Annotated in this window: 20 protein-coding genes and 2 tRNA genes; 15 read left to right on the plus strand and 7 right to left on the minus strand. The window is 39.2% G+C overall.

The window, feature by feature from the left end; translation table 11 throughout:
• The first annotated feature begins 197 nt into the window (after nt 1-197).
• Nucleotides 198-1,475 (plus strand): O-acetylhomoserine aminocarboxypropyltransferase/cysteine synthase family protein, encoded by a 1,278-nt coding sequence (locus ACS604_RS08270; protein WP_440203175.1) that lies wholly within the window; start codon nt 198-200, stop codon nt 1,473-1,475.
• Between the two features lie 124 nt (nt 1,476-1,599).
• On the opposite strand, the gene ACS604_RS08275 is transcribed toward ACS604_RS08270, so the two are convergent.
• Nucleotides 1,600-2,547: a GlxA family transcriptional regulator gene (locus ACS604_RS08275; protein ID WP_440203174.1), complete on the minus strand. Its 948-nt coding sequence runs from the start codon at nt 2,545-2,547 to the stop codon at nt 1,600-1,602.
• 269 nt (nt 2,548-2,816) lie between these two features.
• On the opposite strand from ACS604_RS08275, the gene ACS604_RS08280 reads away from it, so the two are divergent.
• From ACS604_RS08280 to ACS604_RS08290, 3 genes are all read left to right on the plus strand, one after another.
• Entirely contained in the window at nt 2,817-3,152 is a 336-nt protein-coding gene (locus tag ACS604_RS08280) for a DUF3817 domain-containing protein (RefSeq protein WP_440203173.1), read from the plus strand.
• The gene (locus ACS604_RS08285; protein ID WP_174730746.1) at nt 3,149-3,574 is read left to right on the plus strand and encodes a CopD family protein; all 426 of its coding nucleotides are present in this window, start codon (nt 3,149-3,151) and stop codon (nt 3,572-3,574) included. Before ACS604_RS08280 ends, ACS604_RS08285 begins: the two co-directional genes overlap by 4 nt.
• Before the next feature lie 275 nt (nt 3,575-3,849).
• Nucleotides 3,850-4,740 carry an SDR family NAD(P)-dependent oxidoreductase gene (locus ACS604_RS08290; RefSeq protein ID WP_004789875.1) on the plus strand — a complete coding sequence of 297 codons (891 nt, stop codon included), beginning with the start codon at nt 3,850-3,852 and terminating at the stop codon, nt 4,738-4,740.
• Nucleotides 4,741-4,806: 66 nt separating this feature from the next.
• Here the strand turns inward: ACS604_RS08290 and ACS604_RS08295 are convergent, their stop codons facing one another.
• Nucleotides 4,807-6,993, minus strand: coding sequence for a bifunctional SulP family inorganic anion transporter/carbonic anhydrase (locus ACS604_RS08295; protein ID WP_107880537.1), 2,187 nt, complete (start codon nt 6,991-6,993; stop codon nt 4,807-4,809).
• A 297-nt stretch (nt 6,994-7,290) separates the two neighbouring features.
• Entirely contained in the window at nt 7,291-9,639 is a 2,349-nt protein-coding gene (locus ACS604_RS08300) for a Tex family protein (RefSeq protein ID WP_174741175.1), read from the minus strand.
• 666 nt (nt 9,640-10,305) lie between these two features.
• On the opposite strand from ACS604_RS08300, the gene ompR reads away from it, so the two are divergent.
• From ompR to ACS604_RS08325, 5 genes are all read left to right on the plus strand, one after another.
• Complete coding sequence (gene ompR / locus ACS604_RS08305) at nt 10,306-11,070, plus strand: osmolarity response regulator transcription factor OmpR (protein WP_000060753.1); 765 nt, start codon at nt 10,306-10,308, stop codon at nt 11,068-11,070.
• 17 nt (nt 11,071-11,087) lie between these two features.
• The gene (locus tag ACS604_RS08310; protein WP_005300883.1) at nt 11,088-12,545 is read left to right on the plus strand and encodes an ATP-binding protein; all 1,458 of its coding nucleotides are present in this window, start codon (nt 11,088-11,090) and stop codon (nt 12,543-12,545) included.
• Nucleotides 12,546-12,581: 36 nt separating this feature from the next.
• Nucleotides 12,582-12,701 (plus strand): hypothetical protein, encoded by a 120-nt coding sequence (locus tag ACS604_RS08315; protein WP_144733065.1) that lies wholly within the window; start codon nt 12,582-12,584, stop codon nt 12,699-12,701.
• 35 nt (nt 12,702-12,736) lie between these two features.
• Nucleotides 12,737-14,251, plus strand: coding sequence for an acetyl-CoA hydrolase/transferase family protein (locus ACS604_RS08320; protein ID WP_004789882.1), 1,515 nt, complete (start codon nt 12,737-12,739; stop codon nt 14,249-14,251).
• A gap of 129 nt (nt 14,252-14,380) precedes the next feature.
• On the plus strand, nt 14,381-14,812 hold the full coding sequence (locus ACS604_RS08325) for a GNAT family acetyltransferase (protein ID WP_205468426.1): 432 nt from the start codon (nt 14,381-14,383) through the stop codon (nt 14,810-14,812).
• Nucleotides 14,813-14,984: 172 nt separating this feature from the next.
• Here the strand turns inward: ACS604_RS08325 and ACS604_RS08330 are convergent.
• From ACS604_RS08330 to ACS604_RS08340, 3 genes are all read right to left on the minus strand, one after another.
• Nucleotides 14,985-15,060, minus strand: a tRNA-Phe gene (locus ACS604_RS08330).
• A gap of 126 nt (nt 15,061-15,186) precedes the next feature.
• Nucleotides 15,187-15,262: transfer RNA gene (locus tag ACS604_RS08335), tRNA-Phe, on the minus strand.
• Between the two features lie 105 nt (nt 15,263-15,367).
• A complete protein-coding gene (locus ACS604_RS08340) occupies nt 15,368-15,751 on the minus strand; it encodes a GNAT family N-acetyltransferase (RefSeq protein ID WP_004789887.1) in 384 nt (127 codons plus the stop codon).
• Between the two features lie 102 nt (nt 15,752-15,853).
• Between ACS604_RS08340 and hisB the strand changes: the two genes are divergently transcribed.
• The 5 genes from hisB to hisA all read left to right on the plus strand — a co-directional run bounded on the left by hisB (nt 15,854) and on the right by hisA (nt 19,317).
• Nucleotides 15,854-16,447 carry an imidazoleglycerol-phosphate dehydratase HisB gene (hisB, locus tag ACS604_RS08345; protein ID WP_002116767.1) on the plus strand — a complete coding sequence of 198 codons (594 nt, stop codon included), beginning with the start codon at nt 15,854-15,856 and terminating at the stop codon, nt 16,445-16,447.
• Nucleotides 16,447-17,064, plus strand: a complete 618-nt coding sequence (gene hisH, locus ACS604_RS08350) for an imidazole glycerol phosphate synthase subunit HisH (protein ID WP_474771229.1) — start codon at nt 16,447-16,449, stop codon at nt 17,062-17,064. Before hisB ends, hisH begins: the two co-directional genes overlap by 1 nt.
• 150 nt (nt 17,065-17,214) lie before the next feature.
• Nucleotides 17,215-17,763, plus strand: a complete 549-nt coding sequence (locus ACS604_RS08355; protein ID WP_005300877.1) for a DUF805 domain-containing protein — start codon at nt 17,215-17,217, stop codon at nt 17,761-17,763.
• A gap of 86 nt (nt 17,764-17,849) precedes the next feature.
• Entirely contained in the window at nt 17,850-18,491 is a 642-nt protein-coding gene (locus tag ACS604_RS08360) for a 3'-5' exonuclease (protein ID WP_474771231.1), read from the plus strand.
• Nucleotides 18,492-18,585: 94 nt separating this feature from the next.
• Entirely contained in the window at nt 18,586-19,317 is a 732-nt protein-coding gene (hisA, locus tag ACS604_RS08365) for a 1-(5-phosphoribosyl)-5-[(5-phosphoribosylamino)methylideneamino]imidazole-4-carboxamide isomerase (RefSeq protein ID WP_016139952.1), read from the plus strand.
• 66 nt (nt 19,318-19,383) lie between these two features.
• On the opposite strand, the gene ACS604_RS08370 is transcribed toward hisA, so the two are convergent.
• Nucleotides 19,384-19,935, minus strand: a complete 552-nt coding sequence (locus tag ACS604_RS08370; protein WP_174730511.1) for a helix-turn-helix domain-containing protein — start codon at nt 19,933-19,935, stop codon at nt 19,384-19,386.
• A 98-nt stretch (nt 19,936-20,033) separates the two neighbouring features.
• Here ACS604_RS08370 and ACS604_RS08375 point away from each other — a divergent pair, with 98 nt between their 5' ends.
• Nucleotides 20,034-20,936 (plus strand): DMT family transporter, encoded by a 903-nt coding sequence (locus tag ACS604_RS08375; protein ID WP_443270377.1) that lies wholly within the window; start codon nt 20,034-20,036, stop codon nt 20,934-20,936.
• Nucleotides 20,937-20,966: the final 30 nt, after the last annotated feature.

Below are 20,966 nucleotides of genomic sequence, written 5' to 3' on the forward strand. Positions count from 1 at the left end.
CATCGTACGGATTTATCAAACAATTTTCTTTTTCAATAAGTTGCAAAATGTTTATGTATAAGATTTATACAGCGTTTCAGCGTATATTTTTCTATCTTTATTCCTAAAATTAGAAAACAAACCAGAATTTCTGCAATTTTCTATATCAATTTTAGGCTAGACTCGCTCAATATTTAACTCACGAAGATGAAGTAATCATGACGTATAAAGATGAAACCTTAGCCATTCATGCAGGCTATTCACCAGAGGCAACCACAAAAGCTGTTGCAGTCCCTATTTATCAAACTACCTCTTACGCATTTGATAATACCCAGCACGGTGCCGATCTTTTTGATTTAAAAGTTCAGGGTAATATCTATACCCGTATTATGAACCCGACCACTGCTGTACTTGAGCAACGACTTGCTGCACTCGAAGGCGGGATTGGTGCTTTAGCCTTAGCTTCTGGAATGGCAGCAATTACTTATTCAATTCAAACGATTACCGAAGCTGGAGATAATATTGCTTCTGTCTCAACCTTGTATGGCGGAACGTATAATCTATTTGCCCATACCTTACCCAAACAAGGCATTGAAGTTCGCTTTTTTGATTATCAACAACCTGAAAGCTTACGTAATTTAATTGATGATAAAACTAAACTTGTTTTTGTTGAGTCGATTGGTAACCCGCTCGGAAATATCATCGATTTAGAAGAAATTTCAAAAATTGCCCATGAATATGGTGTACCTGTCATTGTCGATAATACGGTTGCCACCCCTGCTTTATTAAAACCATTTGAATATGGTGCCGATATCGTCATTCATTCACTTACTAAATATATAGGCGGTCATGGCAATAGCATTGGAGGGGCGATTGTAGATAGCGGTAAATTCCCTTGGGGTAAATATCCGGAACGTTTTAAAGTTTTGAACACGCCTGACCCAAGTTATCACGGTGTAAATTATGTCGAAGCGTTAGGTGAAGCTGCTTATATTGCACGAGCTCGTGTTGTACCACTACGTAATACAGGTGCGGCAATTAGCCCGCTTAGTGTTTTCTTGATTTTACAAGGCTTAGAGACCCTAACCCTCCGCATGGAGCGTCATACTGAAAATGCTCAAAAAATTGCGGAATATTTACAGACTCATCCAAAAGTAAAATGGGTCAACTACGCAGGTTTAAAAGATCATCCACAGCATCAACTTGCTCAAAAATATGTAAAAGGTAAACCTTCTGCAATTTTATCTTTCGGCGTACAAGATGGTCTCGAAGGGGGGACTCGCTTCATCGATGCACTTCAGTTATTTACTCGTCTCGTAAATATTGGTGATGCAAAAAGTTTGGCGTGTCATCCTGCAACGACGACTCATCGCCAGCTTAATGAACAAGAACTTAAATCTGCTGGTGTAAGCGAAGATATGGTACGCCTTTCAATTGGAATTGAGCATATTGATGACTTAATTGCCGATTTAGACCAAGCACTTTCAGCTGTATAACTTTTAAACTATTCAATAAGCCTCTAGAAGTAGAGGCTTTTTTTTATTTGTCTTTATTCAAATTCAGATTAAATCTGCACTCATCTACAATAATAATTTGATCCATTTGCACAACACAGATAATTCAAAGCAAAGAATGAGAAATAAATCTAGCCCGATAGGTGCTAGGACTAAGCCCTACACAATTTCTAAACCGAGTCCGGAAAGTGACAGGAGAATTAAAACCACAGCTTAAAGAAATGTCTTCAATGGATTGTGAAGATGTCTCCAGTAACTCTTGAGCCCGTTGTATACGCATGGTAAGTAACCATTGCAATGGTGTAGTTCCAATCTGATCGCGGAAACGTCGTGCGAATGTTCTTGGGCTCATATTTGCTTTATAAGCAAGTAATTTAATATCAATTTCTTCATTCAAATGTGCCCTCACCCATTCCAGTACCGGAGCCAAACTATCACGAGTCTCTGGTAATTCATGTTGAATAAACTGTGCTTGCCCTCCCTCACGATTTAAGGGAGCTACGGCAAGCTTTGCAGCATGAGCAGCCACAGTTTGACCATAATCCCGACGCACAAGGTGTAAACACATATCCAATCCAGATGAGGCTCCAGCTGAAGTTATAAGACGTCCTTCATCAATAAACAATACATTTGGGTCGACCTTGATCTGGGGGTATCGAAGAGCTAACTCCTCTGCAAGAACCCAATGGGTTGTAGCTCGATATCCATCAAGAAGTCCCGTTTCGGCTAGAACAAATGCCCCGGAACAAATTGAAGCAATTCTTGCCCCTTTTTTCCACGCTTTGAGAATGGCTGTCCGTACCTTGGGATTAAGAGTCTTTTTAGGATCTTTAATACCGGGAATAATAATAGTGTCTGCATCAATAAGATGATTAAGCCCAAAATGTGCTTGAAGTGTAAATGCTCCTGTATTTACATGCTCTGCTTCACCACAAACTTTTACACAGTACCCCGCCTCACCATTTAATAAACGTACGAAGCCAAAGGCCTCACATGGAATACCCAAGTCAAATGGGATGAAATCATGCAAAGCAAGAATAGCTATCGTATGCATGGATAAAGGCTCTATTAATAAACTTTTCTTATTTTGGCAGATATCAAATTGGCAGTAAATGAACGATTATTGTCATTCCTGCCACTCATAACAATAGATTAATACTGACAGAATTACCCGTAGTAATTTTTATGTCAAAACTATGAATGGAAACACTATTCTCTCAGCTCAGCTTTTCTTTTTTCAAAATATAGAATGAATAGTTATCTCCCCCATTCTTAGTATCGATAAATTAAATCTTCAAATGGGCTAAATACGGATCAATAAATATGGCTAATCCGAAAGCACACAATATTACTCAATTTCAAAAATTGAAATTTTTTTCATTATTAGAGACAGTTTCTCTACTGCTATTGGTTGTTGTTGCAGTACCTTTAAAATATTTTAATGGATGGGATACAGGTGTTCATTTTATGGGACCTATCCACGGGCTTACTTTTTTTACTTATATCTGGTTCGCAGTACAAACCATAGCTGATAGTAAATGGACACCATTAGAAATATTAGGATTAGTAGTGATTACGCTCATCCCGTTCGGTGTTTACTTTAATTTATCATTTATAAAAAATAAAATAGCTAAATTAGATGAAGCTCAATCATCATGATAGAGCTTTTTACAACCTTAAGCTCATGGCTAAAAGCTATACATATAGTCTCAATGACTATTTTTATAAGTGGCGTTCTTACTGCTTCGATATCACTTAAAATAGAGTTTGATATTAACGAGAATATACGTATTCCTATCTGGGCTGAGCGTGAGTACCGATGGGATCAAATTATGACGACCCCAGCTCTCTTCATTACTTTTGCGTCTGGTTTAATATTAGCAATTAACGGCCAATGGTTTAGCTCTAAATGGCTACCTACAAAAATTGTATTTGTACTTATTTTGGCAGCTATCCATGGCTTTCAAGCTAAACTTTTACGACAAATCGCAAATGGTATAAATGTTAGAAAAAAACAGGCAACACTGATTATCTTTATCTGTACTGTTTCAATTATCGTTCTTGCTATTATTAAGCCATAACCTTGCTGTTTATTCTTTAGTCAATAAAAATGTATTAAACAATTATCATATTATTCAGAAGATTAGGATAAAGAAGGAAATATTCCAACCTCTACTTTAGAGTTTTTACTCTAAATAAATTGTTAAATTTCATATATTTACAGACTAGACAATTTTTAAACATCTATTAAGATAATAGCCATATTTATGAGTTCATTTGGATGAACCTACGGTTGTAAAAAATAAAAATTACATACCGGAATAAATAGTCCCTGCCCCTACTTAGGTAAAATGCTGTGAATAAAAAATTAGAAGCTCTGTTCCAGGAAAAGGTACAAGATAAAGTCATTTTAGTGACAGGCGCCTCGAGTGGAATCGGATTAACGATTTCAAATAAACTTGCTGATGCTGGTGCCCATGTTTTACTGGTTGCCCGTACACAAGAAACTCTGGAAGAAGTGAAAGCAGATATTGAAAGCCGTGGCGGTAAGGCATCAATTTTCCCGTGTGATCTCAATGACATGGACATGATTGACCAAGTATCTAAAGAAATTTTAGCAACTGTTGATCACATTGATATTTTAATTAATAACGCAGGTCGCTCTATTCGCCGTGCCGTACATGAGTCTTATGATCGTTTTCATGACTTTGAACGCACGATGCAATTAAATTATTTTGGTGCAGTACGCCTAGTTCTTAATATTTTGCCACATATGATTCAGCGTAAAGATGGACAAATTATTAATATTAGCTCGATTGGTGTGTTAGCAAATGCGACTCGCTTTTCTGCTTATGTTGCCTCTAAAGCAGCGCTTGATGCATTTAGCCGCTGTCTATCGGCCGAAGTTCATGCACACAAAATTGCGATTACTTCAATTTATATGCCATTGGTTCGCACCCCAATGATTGCACCAACTAAAATTTATAAATATGTACCAACACTTTCACCTGATCAGGCTGCTGACTTAATTGCTTATGCAATTGTGAAACGCCCGAAACGTATGGCAACTAACTTAGGCCGCTTAGCTTCAATGACATATTCGGTTGCACCGGGCATCAACAATATGTTTATGTCGATTGGTTTCCGTTTGTTCCCAAGTTCAGATGCAGCAAAAGGTGAAAAAACCGAAAAATTAAACTGGGCACAAAAAGCATATGCACGAATTTTCCCAGGCGAACACTGGTAATTTTGAGTTGATGCCATAGTGAAAAAAAAGCGCCTTATAAGGCGCTTTTTTTAATTCAAGAGCTGATCAATCAAGAAATTGAACATGCCCTGTTTTTACATCGTAAATTGCACCCACAACTACAATATCACCTCGCTCAACCATATCTTTAAGCACACTACTGTTATTAATAATGTACTGGATGTTGTAGTGAACATTCATTGCGGTCACTTGGCTAATAAAAGCATTACCTAATTCGCGTGGCTGCATAATGTCATATACGCTATCAACCGAATGCATCAATGGCCCAAGCACATATTGAATGTGTGGCATTTCCTTCACATCAGACACTTGCTTTTGTTCTAGACGTAATTGGCATGCACTCGTCACAGCACCGCAATCGGTATGACCTAAAACAACAATGACTTTAGAGCCTTTAGCCTGACAAGCAAACTCAAGTGAACCCAATACTTTTTGCCCAGCAATATTACCTGCAATTCGTAAACTAAACAGATCGCCAATACCCACATCAAAAATCATCTCGGTAGGTGCACGTGAATCCATACAACCAAGCACTGCTGCAATCGGATGCTGCCCTTCATCTGCAGTAACACGAATTTGTCGATAAATATCTCGTTGTAGACGTTCATTTTTTACAAAACGTTCGTTCCCTTCTTTAAGTAAGTTGACGACCTGTTGCGGACTCAGCTTTTGTTGCAAGTCATGTGTACTAATATCAATATCAAGTACAGCATCATCAACGTCTTGATAGTGCTGTTTGAACCCGACCAGTTTAAGATTTACCTGACGTTTAATGGCCGTTTCACTTTGATAATCTTGAATAACTTGATAGATATCAGGATCGATTGAATCACATTGAGTCGCATCAATAATGAGTTGTTGGTGTTTATGCACATGTTCCAATGCTGAAATAAGCGCAGAACGATTAAGAAAGGTCACTTGTGATGGAAGTTCAATACGAGTCACTACGCCATGCAAGCGCTTCTCTCTATAAACACGTATACCTTTATTAAAATTACCATAGAGAATAAAAGCACTACTGGTGAACAGACCAATTAAAATTCCCATTAAAAGATCGGTCAGTAAAATTGCAACCAAGGTAATAATAAAAGGTAAAAACTGTTTCCAACCTTTTTGATAAAGCTGTTTAAAGAGTTTTGGGTGGGTAAGCTTAAAGCCTGTCACGATTAAGATTGCAGCCAATGCCGACAGAGGAATCATGTTCATTAATGGCACAAAAAACAAAACCGCTAGCAGCAACAATACGCCATGAATAATGGTAGAGCATTTACTACGCGCGCCTGTATTTGCATTTACCGAACTACGTACAATCACTGAGGTCACAGGCATTCCACCAATTAAGCCAGAAATGATGTTACCTGTACCTTGTGCCCAGAGTTCACGGTTAGGAGGAGAAGAGCGTTTTTGAGGATCAATTTTGTCTGCTGCTTCTAAATTCAATAATGTTTCTAAAGATGCCACGACAGCCAGAGTAATGGCCCCTGTGTAAATCATAGGCTCAGCTAGATAGCTAAAATCAGGAAAAATTAATACATCTTCAGGTGCTTGTAAGATATTCGGTAACTGAATTAGGTTATCAATTTGCACTGCCCATGCAGAGCCAATACTCACTAAAACAAAATTTAAAACTGCTGCGAGCACAACCGCAATCAATGCCGAAGGTAAAGCTAGTTTTTTGAGTGGGCTACTATCCCACGCTAAAATTAAGAATAAACTGAGCAAACCAATAAGTGCAGCTCCGCCATCAAAACGCTGTAGAAATGCATCTGGGGTTGAAGTCCAAACCTGTTTCAATGAAAAATCAGAAAGTCCAAACAGATAAGGCAATTGTGTCGCAATCAGGATGACACCAATAGCGGCCAATAATCCTAAAATGACATTATTTGGAATAAAGTTAGCAAAAAAACCTAACTTGAATAATCCAAATAGAATTTGCAGGACACCAGCAAAAATAATACATAATAAAAAGGCGGCATAATTGCCGCCTAGTTGTTCTAACTGTACAAGAATGACGGCAGTCAGCCCTGCCGCTGGGCCTGCAACGCTAATGTGGGAACCACTTAGCAAACCTACGATAATACCGCCCACAATACCTGCAATAATACCTGAGATGATGGGAGCACCTGAGGCTAAAGCGATACCCAAGCACAGCGGTAATGCCACAAGGAATACGACGACTCCAGATAAGAGGTCTTTTAAATGAAATCTATTTTTCAGGTTTAAAACCGACATAAAACAACCATTTATAATAAAAAGAAATAAGCAAAGTTGTACTATTACAGCCTGAAAGTGAGTAAATGCTTCAAGGCTGGGTTGATGATGTCGGACAACTGAATCTCATTAAAGTTTAGTTATGCTATAACGTTGTGTATTTAATTGTGTATTTAACAACGATTTGTTGATCTTAAGATTCACCTCATCTTTAGGACTGCGATTTTTTCCTTTATCGCTCTTTAATACCGATTAAAAAATAATGCTTCACCAATAAAAAAGCCCCCAAGTGGAGGCCTTTTTATTAATTAAAGACGATTATTTAGAGCCTTTAATCCCTGCTTGTAGCAACAACGCACCTAAACCACCAATTTTTTGTTCTTGAGGTTTCTCTTGCTTGGCGCGCTGAGGACGTTCAGCTTGATCTTTACGTGGTTGAGGACGTTTACCTTGCGGTTTACGTTCAAAACGTTGTTCTGTATTTTGTTCACGGCGTGGTGGACGTTGAGCTTTTACAGGTGCAGAACCTTCAGCACGCATACTTAAGTTCACGCGGTTACGTTCAACATCAACCTGCATAACACGTACTTGTACAATCTGGCCCGGTTTTACAACTTTATGTGGATCAGATACAAACTCATTTGCAAGTTCAGAAATATGAACTAAACCATCCTGATGTACACCAATATCAACAAAGGCACCAAAGTTTGTGACATTCGTAATCACACCTTCAAGTTGCATACCTTCTGTCAATTGACCAACTTCAGTAATATCTTCACGGAATTTTGCAGTACGGAACTCTGGACGTGGGTCACGACCTGGTTTTTCAAGTTCAGCTAAAACATCTTGAATTGTTGGTAAACCAAATTTGTCATCAACAAATTCATCAGCTTTTACTTGGCGAATGATTTCAGTATTACCGATGATGTCTTTAACAGTTGTTGCTTTTGCTGCAACAATTTTCTCAACAAGACCATAACTTTCAGGGTGAACTGAAGAAGCATCTAAAGGTTCAGAACCATTTTGAATACGTAAGAAACCAGCTGCCTGTTCAAAAGTACGCTCACCTAAACGTGGTACGCTTTTCAACGCTTGACGGTTGTCAAAACGGCCATGCTCTTTGCGGTATTCAACAATCTGTTGAGCAATTGCTTTGTTTAAACCGGCAATATAAGCCAAGATTGCTGGTGAAGCGGTATTTACATCAACGCCTACAGCATTCACACAGTCTTCTACCACTGCATCAAGGGTTTTTGCCAAACCAGTCTGGTTCACATCGTGTTGATATTGACCCACACCAATTGACTTCGGATCAATCTTAACAAGTTCAGCAAGTGGATCTTGTAAACGGCGAGCAATAGAAACTGCACCACGAATTGAAACGTCAAGCTCTGGAAGTTCTGCCGACGCAAGTTCACTTGCAGAGTAAACAGATGCACCTGCTTCGCTTACAGTGATTCGTGTTAAATTCAGATCAGTATTCGCAGCCATCATTTCAGCAACAACAGCTTCTGTTTCACGGCTAGCTGTACCATTACCAATTGCAATCAGCTCTACGTTATATTCACGGCATAGTCGTGCAAGTTCAGCAATTGAGCCTTCTTTATCTTCTTTAGGTGCAAATGGATAAATCGTGCTGTGAGCAAGTACATCACCTGCATCGCTGATCACTGCCAGTTTAACGCCAGTACGAATACCAGGGTCAACACCCAAAGTCGTACGGCTGCCTGCTGGCGCTGACAATAATAAATGACGAAGATTTTCAGCAAATACCTGCATTGCTTCTGCTTCAGCAGTAAGACGTTTTTCAGTTAGCAATGAATGCTCGATTTGAGGACGAATCTTGCCTAACCAGAATAATTTTGCAGTTTGCTTTAAGAAATCCTGACGTGCTTGAGGTTGAATTTGCTCAAGGTTGTATTCAGTTTCAATACGTGCCAATGGCGCATCATCTTCACCATCTACTTTCAAACCCAATACGTTTTCTTGACGACCACGTAACATCGCTAATAAACGATGTGAAGGTAATTTGTTTAAACCTTCAGAGAATTCAAAGTAATCACGGAATTTTTTACCAACTTCTTTCTTTTCTTCAGATGCAACTGCACTTTTTAAAACCGCAGTTTTTGCAAAAGTTGTTTTTAATTCTGTAGTAAGTGAAATATTTTGTGCCCAGTCATCAATCAGAATATGCTGAATCGCATCTAACTGACTCTCAACATCTGGGTAGTCTTCATGACTAAAACCAGCCAATGCTTCTGTCGGGTCAACTTGTTCTGCAATAATTTTTTCAGCAATTGGTCCTAAACCTGCTTCTTTTGCTTTAAAAGATTTACTTGTACGCTTAGGGCGATACGGTGCATAAATTTCTTCTAAAGCATTTTTTGTTTCGGCTGCATTCACCCGCGCCAACAAGTCATCACTCAATTTATTCTGTTCTTGCAATGACTGAATAACCTTTTCACGGCGCTCATATAAATCACGTAAATACGCTAAACGAGTATCTAATTGGCGTAACTGCGTATCATCTAAACCTTGTGTTACTTCTTTACGGTAACGGGCAATAAATGGAACACTGGCACCTTCATCAATTAAGCGGATGGCAGCTTCTACTTGGTTTGGACGTACGGCAAGCTCACTTGCCAACTGCTGAACTAAGTCAGTCATCGTGTTTGATCCCACAAGGATAAAGTTTAAAAGCACTGATTATAAAGACCAAGCCCATAAAATCCACACTTGTTTGCGTATTCAAAACGTTTTTTTGTATTGACTCTGAATATTTATCCTTTTTACGACTACTAGAGCACATAAAAACAGGAGTTCAACTATGAAAAAGTTGAGCCTGAGCTCTGTCTTTTAATCTTTATAAAATATAAACGTAGGACTTATGTCATGAATCTGACAAAATTTTATCATAATTTATGAGAAAATGAACATATTGGTACACTCTTCAAAAGATAAAAATATAGAGATTCAACAAGGTTTTATTCGTCTAACTTTTTATAGAACCCAGCTATTTGCTTATTTCAATAATTAAAAAATCAAAAGAAACAAGTCAGCTCATCTAAAATAACTTATTTGAAACAATTAGTTATTAATATTTAATTATTAAAAAATTATCAAAGATTTAAGTATTTGTTTTTTTAGATCAGTCTTTGCTAAATTATGAGCTTAAGATGTTGTTTTTTGGTTTCAAACTACCTTGAAAATTGTAATTTTGAGCAAATTGATACATAGTCTTAACAAGAACATCAGCATTATACTGAGGGCTTGTTGGCAATAAGCCTCACCGACCCAATAATATATAAATTATGACTTTAAAGGGAGTACATCATGAGTTTAGTTGTACCTGCTGAACATCCTGAAACCGTACACAACGAAACGGATCGTGTCGAACGTATTTTAGTGGTCGATGACGATGTGCGTTTACGTACCCTCTTGCAACGTTTTTTGGAAGATAAAGGCTTTGTTGTAAAAACTGCCCACGATGCTTCGCAAATGGACCGTCTATTACAACGTGAGTTATTTTCACTTATCGTACTCGACTTTATGTTGCCAGTTGAAGATGGTTTGAGTATTTGCCGTCGTTTACGCCAATCAAATATTGATACACCAATCATCATGCTCACAGCGCGCGGTAGCGATTCAGACCGTATTGCAGGTCTTGAAGCTGGGGCAGACGATTACTTGCCAAAGCCATTTAATCCAAATGAACTTTTAGCCCGTATCCGTGCTGTATTGCGCCGCCAAGTTCGTGAAGTTCCTGGTGCTCCAAGCCAACAGGTTGAAGTTGTGAGCTTTGGTCCATGGTCTCTAGACTTGTCTACCCGCACACTAACACGCGAAGGACAAATCGTTACCTTAACGACTGGTGAATTTGCAGTATTAAAAGCATTGGTACAACACCCACGTGAACCATTAACGCGCGACAAACTCATGAATTTAGCTCGTGGTCGTGAATGGGGTGCAATGGAACGTTCAATTGACGTTCAAGTCTCTCGCCTACGTCGTTTAATTGAAGATAATCCTGCACGTGCACGTTATATCCAAACGGTATGGGGCGTGGGTTATGTATTTGTTCCAGATGGTGCGGAATAAGTTTGAGATAAGATAGAGTGAGTTTAGATCCAATCGCGCCACAAAACTTTACTGATTACGCTACCTACTCAGAACGGAAACGAACTCGGTGGGAACGTTTTCTCGACAAAATTAAGCCACGCTCTGCTGCCATGCGTACCACTATTCTGGTACTGCTGGTGGTATTTTTTAGCTTATTTATGTCGTTATGGTTCTTTTGGCGCACTCTTTACTTACCTGAAATTCAACAACACGCGCGTTATCTTGCAGTTGAACTCGAGCTCGTCAACAATCCAGATATACGAATTTTTCATCGCGAAAATGAAGTCGATGTTGATGAGTGGTTACGTAATCGCGTTGGAATTGAATACATTACCAATCCCAAAGAATATCCAAGTGTCCGCGATAAAGTAATTGCTGAGTTTTTTACTAATCAAATCGAACAAAAACTGGCAAATGAGATTGGGGCTAAGGATGTTACGGTTTACTTCCAGTTTAAACCTAGCCCACGTATTTGGATTCAAACACCTGAAATGCATGGAAACTGGGTTCGTGAACCTTTAAAAACCTATGCAAACTACAGTCCTGAGCTATTAATTGGTTGGGTCGTTGGTGTTCCTCTACTATCAGCTATCATTATTTTGATTCTAGTAAGACAAATGAACCGCCCTTTGCGTCGTTTGCAAAATGCTGCCAATGAATATAGTAAATCAGGAACAGCACCTTACCTAGATACCAATCATGGTCCATTAGAAATTCGACAGGTGAACCAAGCCTTTAACCGCATGGTCTATACGCTTGATCAAACCGAGCGCGAACGACGTATTATGTTGGCTGGTATCTCACATGATTTGCGAACTCCTTTGACGCGCATTCGTTTAACAGCAGAAATGCTACCTGACGAGTTCTTACGCGAAGGTCTGGTCTATGACGTAGATGATATGGATGCGATTCTTAATCAGTTCATTTCGTATATGCGTGATGGTTCAGATGAAGAGTTGAAAGACACCAATATCAATATGCTTTTGCAAGAACTTGTTGTGCAATTTAAGCCACTTGATATTCAATTCGAAATGCAGGATGTGCCCATTATTCCGGCACGTAGCCTTTCTTTAAAACGACTTATTGCAAACCTGATTAATAATGCAAAGCGCTATGGTGCTGAACCTATAGATCTAAGTGCAAAAGTTGAAAATGAAAATATTTTAATTACTGTTGCCGATCATGGTGAAGGTATTCCACCAGATCAAATTGAAGAATTAATGCAGCCCTTTGTCCGCGGAGACGCCGCAAGAACGATCCAAGGGAGTGGACTTGGATTGGCTATTGTCAAACGTATTGTCGATATTCATCATGGTGAAATTCAAATTCACAACCGTGAACAAGGCGGTTTAGAAGTTATTATTTCTTTACCGATCCCAAAATCAGTCCCTGAAGAAAATAGCTCTATCAATCCACTAGAAAAAATAAAACAAACTTTGAGTGAGCGCTTTTAATTTAACCAGTTGGTTATTAAAAGCCTCATTTTAAAGATAAATAAAAGCGATAAAAATCAATTAAATAAAAACCATAAATATAATTTATACCACCATTTATTTACAAAATTAGACCTTAGCCTAACACCTATGCACTTTTCAATTTTTCATAGCTAAAATCCCGTATGTTTTGACAATTCTGAGGATGTCCAATGTCTTTAAGTCGTATTCGCCTAGCTTCTCTTCATGACAAGGTCATCAGTGCTGAACAAGCTGCGCAATTCATCGAAGATGGAATGACTGTAGGTATGAGTGGTTTTACTCGTGCTGGTGAAGCTAAAGCTGTTCCACAAGCACTTGTAGAACTTGCAAAGAAAAATCCGTTAAAAATCACGTTAATTACGGGTGCCAGCTTAGGTAATGACTTAGACAAACAACTCACGGAAGCAGGTGTTTTATCTCGTCGTATGCCATTCCAAGTGGACAACACTTTACGTCGTGCCATTAACAATGGCGAAGTTATGTTTATTGATCAACATTTGTCTGAAACTGTTGAACAAATGCGTAACCAACAGCTTAAACGTCCTGATGTTGCGGTAATTGAAGCAATTGCAATTACTGAAGATGGCGGCATTATTCCAACAACTTCTGTAGGTAACTCTGCAAGTTTTGCTATTTTTGCCGAGAAAGTTATTGTTGAAATCAACACATCTTTAAGCGAAAGCTTTGAAGGTTTGCACGATATCTATATCCCAACTTATCGTCCAACACGTACTCCAATTCCATTAACAAAAGTGGATGAGCGTATTGGTACATCAGCAATCCAAATCGATCCTGCAAAAATTGTAGGTATTGTATTTAACGATACACATGACTCACCATCAACAGTAACTCCTCCAGATGATGAAACTCAAGGCATTGCAAACCACCTTATTGCTTTCTTTAATAAAGAAGTTGCTGCAGGTCGCTTACCAAAGAGCCTTGGCCCATTACAAGCGGGTATCGGTTCCATTGCGAATGCTGTATTAACAGGTTTAAAAGATTCTGACTTTGAAGACCTCATCATGTACTCAGAAGTATTACAAGACTGTACTTTTGAACTCATTGATGCAGGCAAAATGAAATTTGCTTCTGGTAGCTCAATTACGCTTTCTGCAAAATGTGGTGAGAAAGTTTTTGGCAATATCGAAGCTTACAAAGACAAATTAGTACTTCGCCCACAAGAAATTTCTAACCACCCTGAACTGGTTCGCCGTTTAGGTATTATCGGCATTAACACTGCGCTTGAGTTTGATATTTACGGTAACGTGAACTCGACTCACGTATGTGGTACTAAAATGATGAACGGTATTGGCGGTTCTGGTGACTTCGCTCGTAATGCTCACTTGGCAATCTTTGTGACCAAATCAATTGCTAAAGGTGGCGATATCTCTTCTATCGTGCCAATGGTGAGCCATGTTGACCACAGTGAACATGATGTTGATATTTTAGTGACAGAACAAGGTTTAGCAGACTTACGCGGTTTGGCGCCTCGTGAACGCGCTCGCGCTGTTATCGATAATTGTGTACACCCACTTTATCGTGATGCATTAAATGATTACTTTGATCGTGCATGTGCTAAAGGCGGACACACTCCTCATTTACTTCGTGAGGCGTTGTCTTGGCATGCAAACTTCGAAGAAACAGGTCAAATGCTTCAAGCAGCACCAGTTGCGAAATCAGCTTAAATCACTGGTTGAATTAAAGCACTCCTAAGGGGGTGCTTTTTTATTTGTGTAAATTATTAATAAACTCTGCTCAAGCCTGAATTTTTATTTTATCTTTTGAGCACATCAAAACAAAAAGTAGAAATCCATATGTTTATTATTCGTCAATTTACAAATGCGGATCTGGATGATGTCGTTATTTTATGGGAAAGCTGCGGTCTGACTCGACCTTGGAATAATCCTGAAACCGATATTTTTAGAAAAGTCTCACAACAAGATGATTTATTTCTAGTTGCGATTAAAGATGAGCAACTGATTGGCACGCTTATGGGCGGCTATGACGGTCATAGAGGCTGGATTAACTATTTAGCTGTTCATCCCCACCAACAACGCTTAGGAATCGCTACAGCGCTCGTTCAGCAGCTTGAAAAGCGCTTAATTGCCCGCGGCTGTCCAAAACTACAATTACTCGTCCGCAAAGATAATTTAAATGTACTAAATTTTTATGAACAACTCGGCTATGACGAAGTAGAAGCAGTGTGTTTAGGAAAACGTCTAATTAATGATAGTTCACATGATTAGAGCCTTATTTATTATTATTTTGGCATAACACAGAAAGTAAACTGAGTTTGGGGATAAGTGAGTGTGCTTGTGGATAAATCTCATTTTACCCACAAGCAAACAAATAATGAGTCAGATAAAATCACAAGCATGAAAAAAGCCTCATACATTATGTATGAGGCTTTTTCGAATATGGTGGCGAGACCCAGGATCGAACTGGGGACACACGGATTTTCAATCCGTTGCTCTACCTACTGAGCTATCACGCCGTTGGCCTGTATTAAGCCGTATCTCAGAACAATAGTCAACAATTATCCTGAGTTTTTGATTTAACTGAGTATTTTTTATACTTAAAAAAAATCCCTGATGGGATCAGGGATTGAAAACACAAATAATGGTGGCGAGACCCAGGATCGAACTGGGGACACACGGATTTTCAATCCGTTGCTCTACCTACTGAGCTATCACGCCGAAGTGGGCGTATTAAACAATGTTTATATGACCACGTCAAGCAACTTCAGTATTTTTTGTAACAAGTGATTATTTTTAAATCACCACTACATACGGACTAGGCTATTAATGATGTAATTTACCAATATGAGCCAAACAACGATGAATTGCGCCGCAGCCCGGCTCAAAAATTTTAACGCCTTTTGACTCTTCTATACGACAAGCTTCTTCAACCAAGCGCTCAGCTACTCCACGACCACGGTTAGCAGGGTGAACAACAATATATTCAAGAACCTTGCTTTCGCCTTGTCCTGAAGACCAGATTGCACCTATAATTTTGGTGTTAAATTCAGCAGTGTATAGCGTGGTATACTGTTGTAAATCTTGTTCAAGTTGTTCAATCGCATCGTGCCCGTCACCAAACTCCGGACTTGTATCATACAAACGCTCAAGCTGATCGCGGATCTCTGAATTATCTAGAGAACTATAAGCATGTACGGTAATAGGCATTGATTAACCCTCCTGAGCAAACTATGATGCTGTCACGAATTCGTCACAGCGAAATTGTCGTTAACATCCAATCATTTTTGACGTTTTTTGAGGAACGTGTCCATGACGCAACGTATCAGTGAAGTGGTTAGAAATACCAATGAAACCAAAATTCGAGTTCGATTAAATCTCGACGGTACTGGTCAAGGCACACTAAACACTGGAGTTCCATTTTTAGACCATATGATTGATCAAATCAAGCGACATGGCTTATTTGATATCGATATTCATTGTGACGGAGACCTCGAGATTGATGATCACCACACTGTAGAAGACTGTGGAATCACGCTTGGACAAGCTTTTGCACAAGCTTTAGGCGATAAAAAAGGTTTAAAACGCTACGGTCATTTTTATGCACCACTAGACGAAGCTTTATCTCGCGTTGTTGTAGATTTATCTGGTCGTCCGGGTTTATTTATGGATATTCCTTTTACTCGTGCACGCATCGGTACCTTTGATGTCGATTTATTTTCTGAGTTTTTCCAAGGTTTCGTAAACCATGCGCTTATGACCTTACACATCGATAATTTGAAAGGTAAAAATAGCCACCATCAAATTGAAAGTGTATTCAAAGCGCTAGCTCGTGCTTTACGTATGGCATGTGAAGTTGATCCACGTGCAGAAAACACGATTGCATCGACAAAAGGTAGCCTCTAATGACACGTATCGCGTTACTTGATTATGGCATGGGCAATCTACACTCAGCAGCTAAAGCACTTGAGCATGTAGGCGCTACAGTCGATGTGACCAATGATCCAAAATTAATTGCACAAGCTGACAAAATTGTTTTTCCGGGCGTTGGTGCAATGCGTGACTGTATGCAAGGCATGCGTGAAGCAGGTATTGATGAAGTCGTATGTAAAGCTGCTTTTAATAAGCCAGTTCTTGCGATTTGTGTAGGCATGCAGGCATTACTACAAAGTTCTGAAGAAAATGGCGGTGTAGACGCACTCGGTATTTTTGACGGCGTAGTAAAACACTTCCCTAAAATGGATGGTTTAAAAGTACCACACATGGGCTGGAACCAAGTTCATCAAATGGACCCAAGCCATCCAATGTGGAACAACATCGAACAAGATGCTCGCTTCTACTTTGTACATAGTTACTATGTCGAACCAAAAGATGAAAGCTTAGTTGCTGCAACATGTGAGTATGGTGTGAACTTCTGCACAGCGATTCACAAAGATAATTTATTCGCGACTCAATTCCACCCAGAGAAAAGTCATACTGCTGGTTTGCAGTTACTTAAAAACTTTGTGGAATGGAATATTTAATCTGATTTAAAACTAAAAAAGATCAGGTCTAGATGGCCTGATCTTTTTTTTATTTACAATAATAACTAATCATTTATAGAATGATGTTTTATTCAACAAAATATTGAATATTTATACTATTAAATAAAACCAAATGATCAGGAAAACAAAATGAATTCACCTTTCGAAAATCAGCCACTTCAACAAGATTCCCCCTTTAAAGCTAATGGTCGTTTTGGTCGACTCTCTTATGCTGCTTGGACATTCTTATTTTCACTCGTCATCGGCATCGTTGTTGTTGCCATCGCATTCACTTTTGGATTTACATCTAGTCAGGATCTAACTGGCCTTTCTACAGCAGGCATGATTGTCATCGCCATTCTTTATATTGTTTGCCTCTATGTAAGCTTTGTATTTACAATTCGTCGCTTACATGACCGCAATAATACAGGATGGCTTTCATTGCTAATGCTCATCCCTGTCGTAAACCTCATTTTCATGATTTATCTCTTTGCGGCAAAAGGTACAGAAGGCAATAATGATTACGGCCCACAACGCCCTACCCCTGGTTGGGAACGCGTTTTAGGCTGGATTTATATTATCCTGATTCCGCTTGCTTTTGTTTTTGCTATTGTTGCCACAATCATGGCTCCGACCTATGAAGGTTATGTTGAAAAAAGTGAAAGTGTGGTCATTGGTACCCCTTCTCAGTCTCAATAATTTTTAAAGACAGTCATAAAGCCTAGTTCTCTAGGCTTTATTCATATATAAAGCTAATAGCTCAATTCTTTTGTACGCTGTTAAATATGTCCGAAGCCTCTCCCCTCCTTGATAAAGCCTCTATTCAGCAGCTCCCTCCTTTTGAAAATCTTAACTATCAAAATATTGTCGTGATTGAGAATATTGAGCAATGCAAAACTATTGAAGAAGAATTAAAAAACGCTGTAGTTTTGGGATTTGATTCTGAATCTAAACCGACTTTTCGAGTGGGTGAAATCTCAACTGGACCACATTTGATTCAGCTTGCCACAGCAAAAAAAGCCTATTTATTTCATGTAAATTCATCGACTTTAAAATTTTTGCAACCCATTTTGTCTAACCCCCAGCAAATTAAAGTCGGCTTTGGCCTTAAAAATGATAAGCACATTTTTCATAAAAAAGGCATTGAGCTGGAAAGTTGTGTCGACCTAGCCAAAGCCTTTAGTCACTTTGGTTTTACACAGCAAATGGGAGTTCAAAAAGCGATTGCTCTGCTATTTGGGCAATATCTTGCAAAGTCGAAAAAAGTTGGAACTTCAAATTGGGCACGAAAGCCACTTACATCACAACAAATAAGCTACGCTGCCGCTGATGCGTATGCTGCATTATTGGTATTTGAAGAGCTCAGAAAGCAAGAACTATTACCAGCTCACATTTCACAGACGATTCAAACCGCACTTCAAGCGTAAAGTTATAAAAGTCTTTTCTAAGGCTTAGCGATTGATCAATACTTTGCTAAGATGTGCACAATTTCATAATCATGATGAAGCAAGGAGCGGAAGCATGCTAATCATTCCAGCAATTGACCTGAAAGATGGTAAATGTGTGCGTTTAAAACAAGGGCGTATGGAAGACGATACCGTTTTCTCTGACGATCCAGTTGCAACTGCCCAGCATTGGGTAAATGAAGGCGCACGTCGTTTGCATTTGGTTGATTTGAATGGCGCTTTCGCGGGTACTCCAATTCATAAGCCTGTTGTTGAAGCAATTGCTAAAGCTCAGCCAGAATTACCAATTCAAATTGGTGGTGGTATTCGCTCACTAGAGACTATCGAACACTACTTAGAAGCTGGCGTGACTTTTGTCATTATTGGTACTAAAGCAGTTCAAGAGCCTGAATTTGTAGAAGAAGCTTGTAAACGTTTTGCAGGTCACATCATTGTTGGTATTGATGCCATAAATGGCATGGTTGCAACTGACGGCTGGGCAAACGTTACTGACGTTAAAGCAACTGATTTAGCAAAACGTTTTGCAGATGCAGGCGTGTCTAGCATTGTTTATACAGACATTGCGCGTGACGGTATGATGCAAGGGGTAAACGTTGAGCAAACTGTAAACTTAGCTCAATACTCAGGCTTACCAGTGATTGCTTCAGGTGGTGTAACTAACCTTGATGACGTTCGCAACTTAAAAGGCCAACCGGGCATTTTAGGTGCAATCACAGGTCGTGCAATTTATGAAGGTACTTTAAACCTTCGTGAAGCTCAGCTGTTGTTAGATGAAAACCGTCTTTAATTTTTAAGATGTAAAAAAAGAGCCGGTTTAGGCTCTTTTTTATTATTAGTATAAAAATATTTCTAATCAATACACCACATTACGAATAAACTTAAGGACTTGGTTACCACTATTAATATAAGTATAAGTTACTGAACTAGCATATATAAATGAAGAACCAGCAACGATAGTTTTTGAACGATCTGCAAATTGTATGGTCAACTCACCTTCTAATACATAAATAAGCTCTTGCCATCCTTCTGGGTCTGCTTCAGCAACATACGACTCCCCCACTGCTAACGACCATGTCCAAAGCTCAACCTGGGAACGAGACGGAACTGAAGCCAAAAAAGTCGCTCTGCTTTCTTCTTTTTCACCTTGCCAAGCCAGTGCATTAACCAAAGCTTGTTCTTTATGCTCAGGTGCACTCACAATCGTTCTAAAGTCTACACCTAACACAGCCGCAATCGCATCGAGTTTGGCCAAGCTTATATTGACCTGTCCTGTTTCCAATGCAGCAATCGTTCGTCTACTTACACCTGCCTGATCTGCCAAGTCCTGTTGGCTTAAATCTCGCTCATCTCTTAAGGAACGGATATTTGTGCCGACATGCTGTAAAACGGTACTGGACTGGCTCATAAAATAACGCAGCAAATAAAATATGAGCAATATATTGCACAAAATAGAAGAATAGCGCAATATGTGCAATATATTGCACAATTCTTTCTATTTTGAATATGTCACCAATTTCTTTGAGTTCAACCAAAGCCCCACAGTTAGCACTCGTTTTGATTACGATCATTTGGGGTGGAACATTCCTTACTGTGCAATATGCACTGAATTTTTCATCGCCTATGTTTTTTGTGGGTTGCCGCTTTGCTGTCGCGGCGCTTACCTTGCTGCTTATTTCTTTCAAGAGTATGAAAGGCGTTACTTTAAAAGATTTAGGTGCTGGCAGCACGATTGGTCTTGTAATTGCAGCAGGTTATGGCACACAAACGATTGGACTTCAAACCATTCCAAGTAGTGAGTCGGCTTTTTTAACAGCGCTCTATGTTCCACTTGTACCTATTCTAATGTGGCTCATCTTTAGAAAAGTTCCACACATCATGACTTGGGTAGGAGCAGTTCTTGCTTTTGCTGGCCTTATTTTATTGACAGGTAATGGTTTTGAACAAATCTCTTTAAATTTTGGACAGCTTGTCACAGTACTCGGATCACTTGCGATTGCTTTAGAAATTATTTTTATTAGTTACTTTGCTGGAAAAGTAAATTTACGTCGCGTCACCGTTATTCAACTCGGCATAGCTTCTCTGGTTTCTTTTGCCATTATGCCTGCGGTGGGTGAACATGCTATTCCTGCATTTTCATGGCCACTTATACTCCTTGCTGTTGCATTAGGTTTAGCCAGTGCGCTTATTCAATTTGTGATGAACTGGGCTCAACGTATGGTTGATCCTTCCCGTGCTGCAATTATCTATGCAGGAGAACCTGTTTGGGCAGGGATTATTGGTCGAATTGCAGGTGAGCGTTTACCAGTTATTGCTCTTTTGGGTGGTGCGTTAGTGGTATTAGGTGTTTTAGTGAGTGAGTTAAAACTTAAGTTGCCAATTAAAAAAACTAAAAGAATTCGAGAATAAAAAAGAGAGTTTAATGCTCTCCTTTTTTAT

The sequence above is a fragment of the Acinetobacter sp. Li1LvA2 genome, assembly GCF_056156705.1.

Coding starts and splice junctions, on each gene's coding strand:
- ACS604_RS08270 (WP_440203175.1), top strand. CDS start 198: ATGACGTATAAAGATGAAACCTTAGCCATTCATGCAGGCTATTCACCA.
- ACS604_RS08275 (WP_440203174.1), bottom strand. CDS start 2,547: ATGCATACGATAGCTATTCTTGCTTTGCATGATTTCATCCCATTTGAC.
- ACS604_RS08280 (WP_440203173.1), top strand. CDS start 2,817: ATGGCTAATCCGAAAGCACACAATATTACTCAATTTCAAAAATTGAAA.
- ACS604_RS08285 (WP_174730746.1), top strand. CDS start 3,149: ATGATAGAGCTTTTTACAACCTTAAGCTCATGGCTAAAAGCTATACAT.
- ACS604_RS08295 (WP_107880537.1), bottom strand. CDS start 6,993: ATGTCGGTTTTAAACCTGAAAAATAGATTTCATTTAAAAGACCTCTTA.
- ACS604_RS08300 (WP_174741175.1), bottom strand. CDS start 9,639: ATGACTGACTTAGTTCAGCAGTTGGCAAGTGAGCTTGCCGTACGTCCA.
- ompR (WP_000060753.1), top strand. CDS start 10,306: ATGAGTTTAGTTGTACCTGCTGAACATCCTGAAACCGTACACAACGAA.
- ACS604_RS08320 (WP_004789882.1), top strand. CDS start 12,737: ATGTCTTTAAGTCGTATTCGCCTAGCTTCTCTTCATGACAAGGTCATC.
- ACS604_RS08325 (WP_205468426.1), top strand. CDS start 14,381: ATGTTTATTATTCGTCAATTTACAAATGCGGATCTGGATGATGTCGTT.
- ACS604_RS08340 (WP_004789887.1), bottom strand. CDS start 15,751: ATGCCTATTACCGTACATGCTTATAGTTCTCTAGATAATTCAGAGATC.
- hisB (WP_002116767.1), top strand. CDS start 15,854: ATGACGCAACGTATCAGTGAAGTGGTTAGAAATACCAATGAAACCAAA.
- hisH (WP_474771229.1), top strand. CDS start 16,447: ATGACACGTATCGCGTTACTTGATTATGGCATGGGCAATCTACACTCA.
- ACS604_RS08355 (WP_005300877.1), top strand. CDS start 17,215: ATGAATTCACCTTTCGAAAATCAGCCACTTCAACAAGATTCCCCCTTT.
- ACS604_RS08360 (WP_474771231.1), top strand. CDS start 17,850: ATGTCCGAAGCCTCTCCCCTCCTTGATAAAGCCTCTATTCAGCAGCTC.
- hisA (WP_016139952.1), top strand. CDS start 18,586: ATGCTAATCATTCCAGCAATTGACCTGAAAGATGGTAAATGTGTGCGT.
- ACS604_RS08370 (WP_174730511.1), bottom strand. CDS start 19,935: ATGAGCCAGTCCAGTACCGTTTTACAGCATGTCGGCACAAATATCCGT.
- ACS604_RS08375 (WP_443270377.1), top strand. CDS start 20,034: ATGTCACCAATTTCTTTGAGTTCAACCAAAGCCCCACAGTTAGCACTC.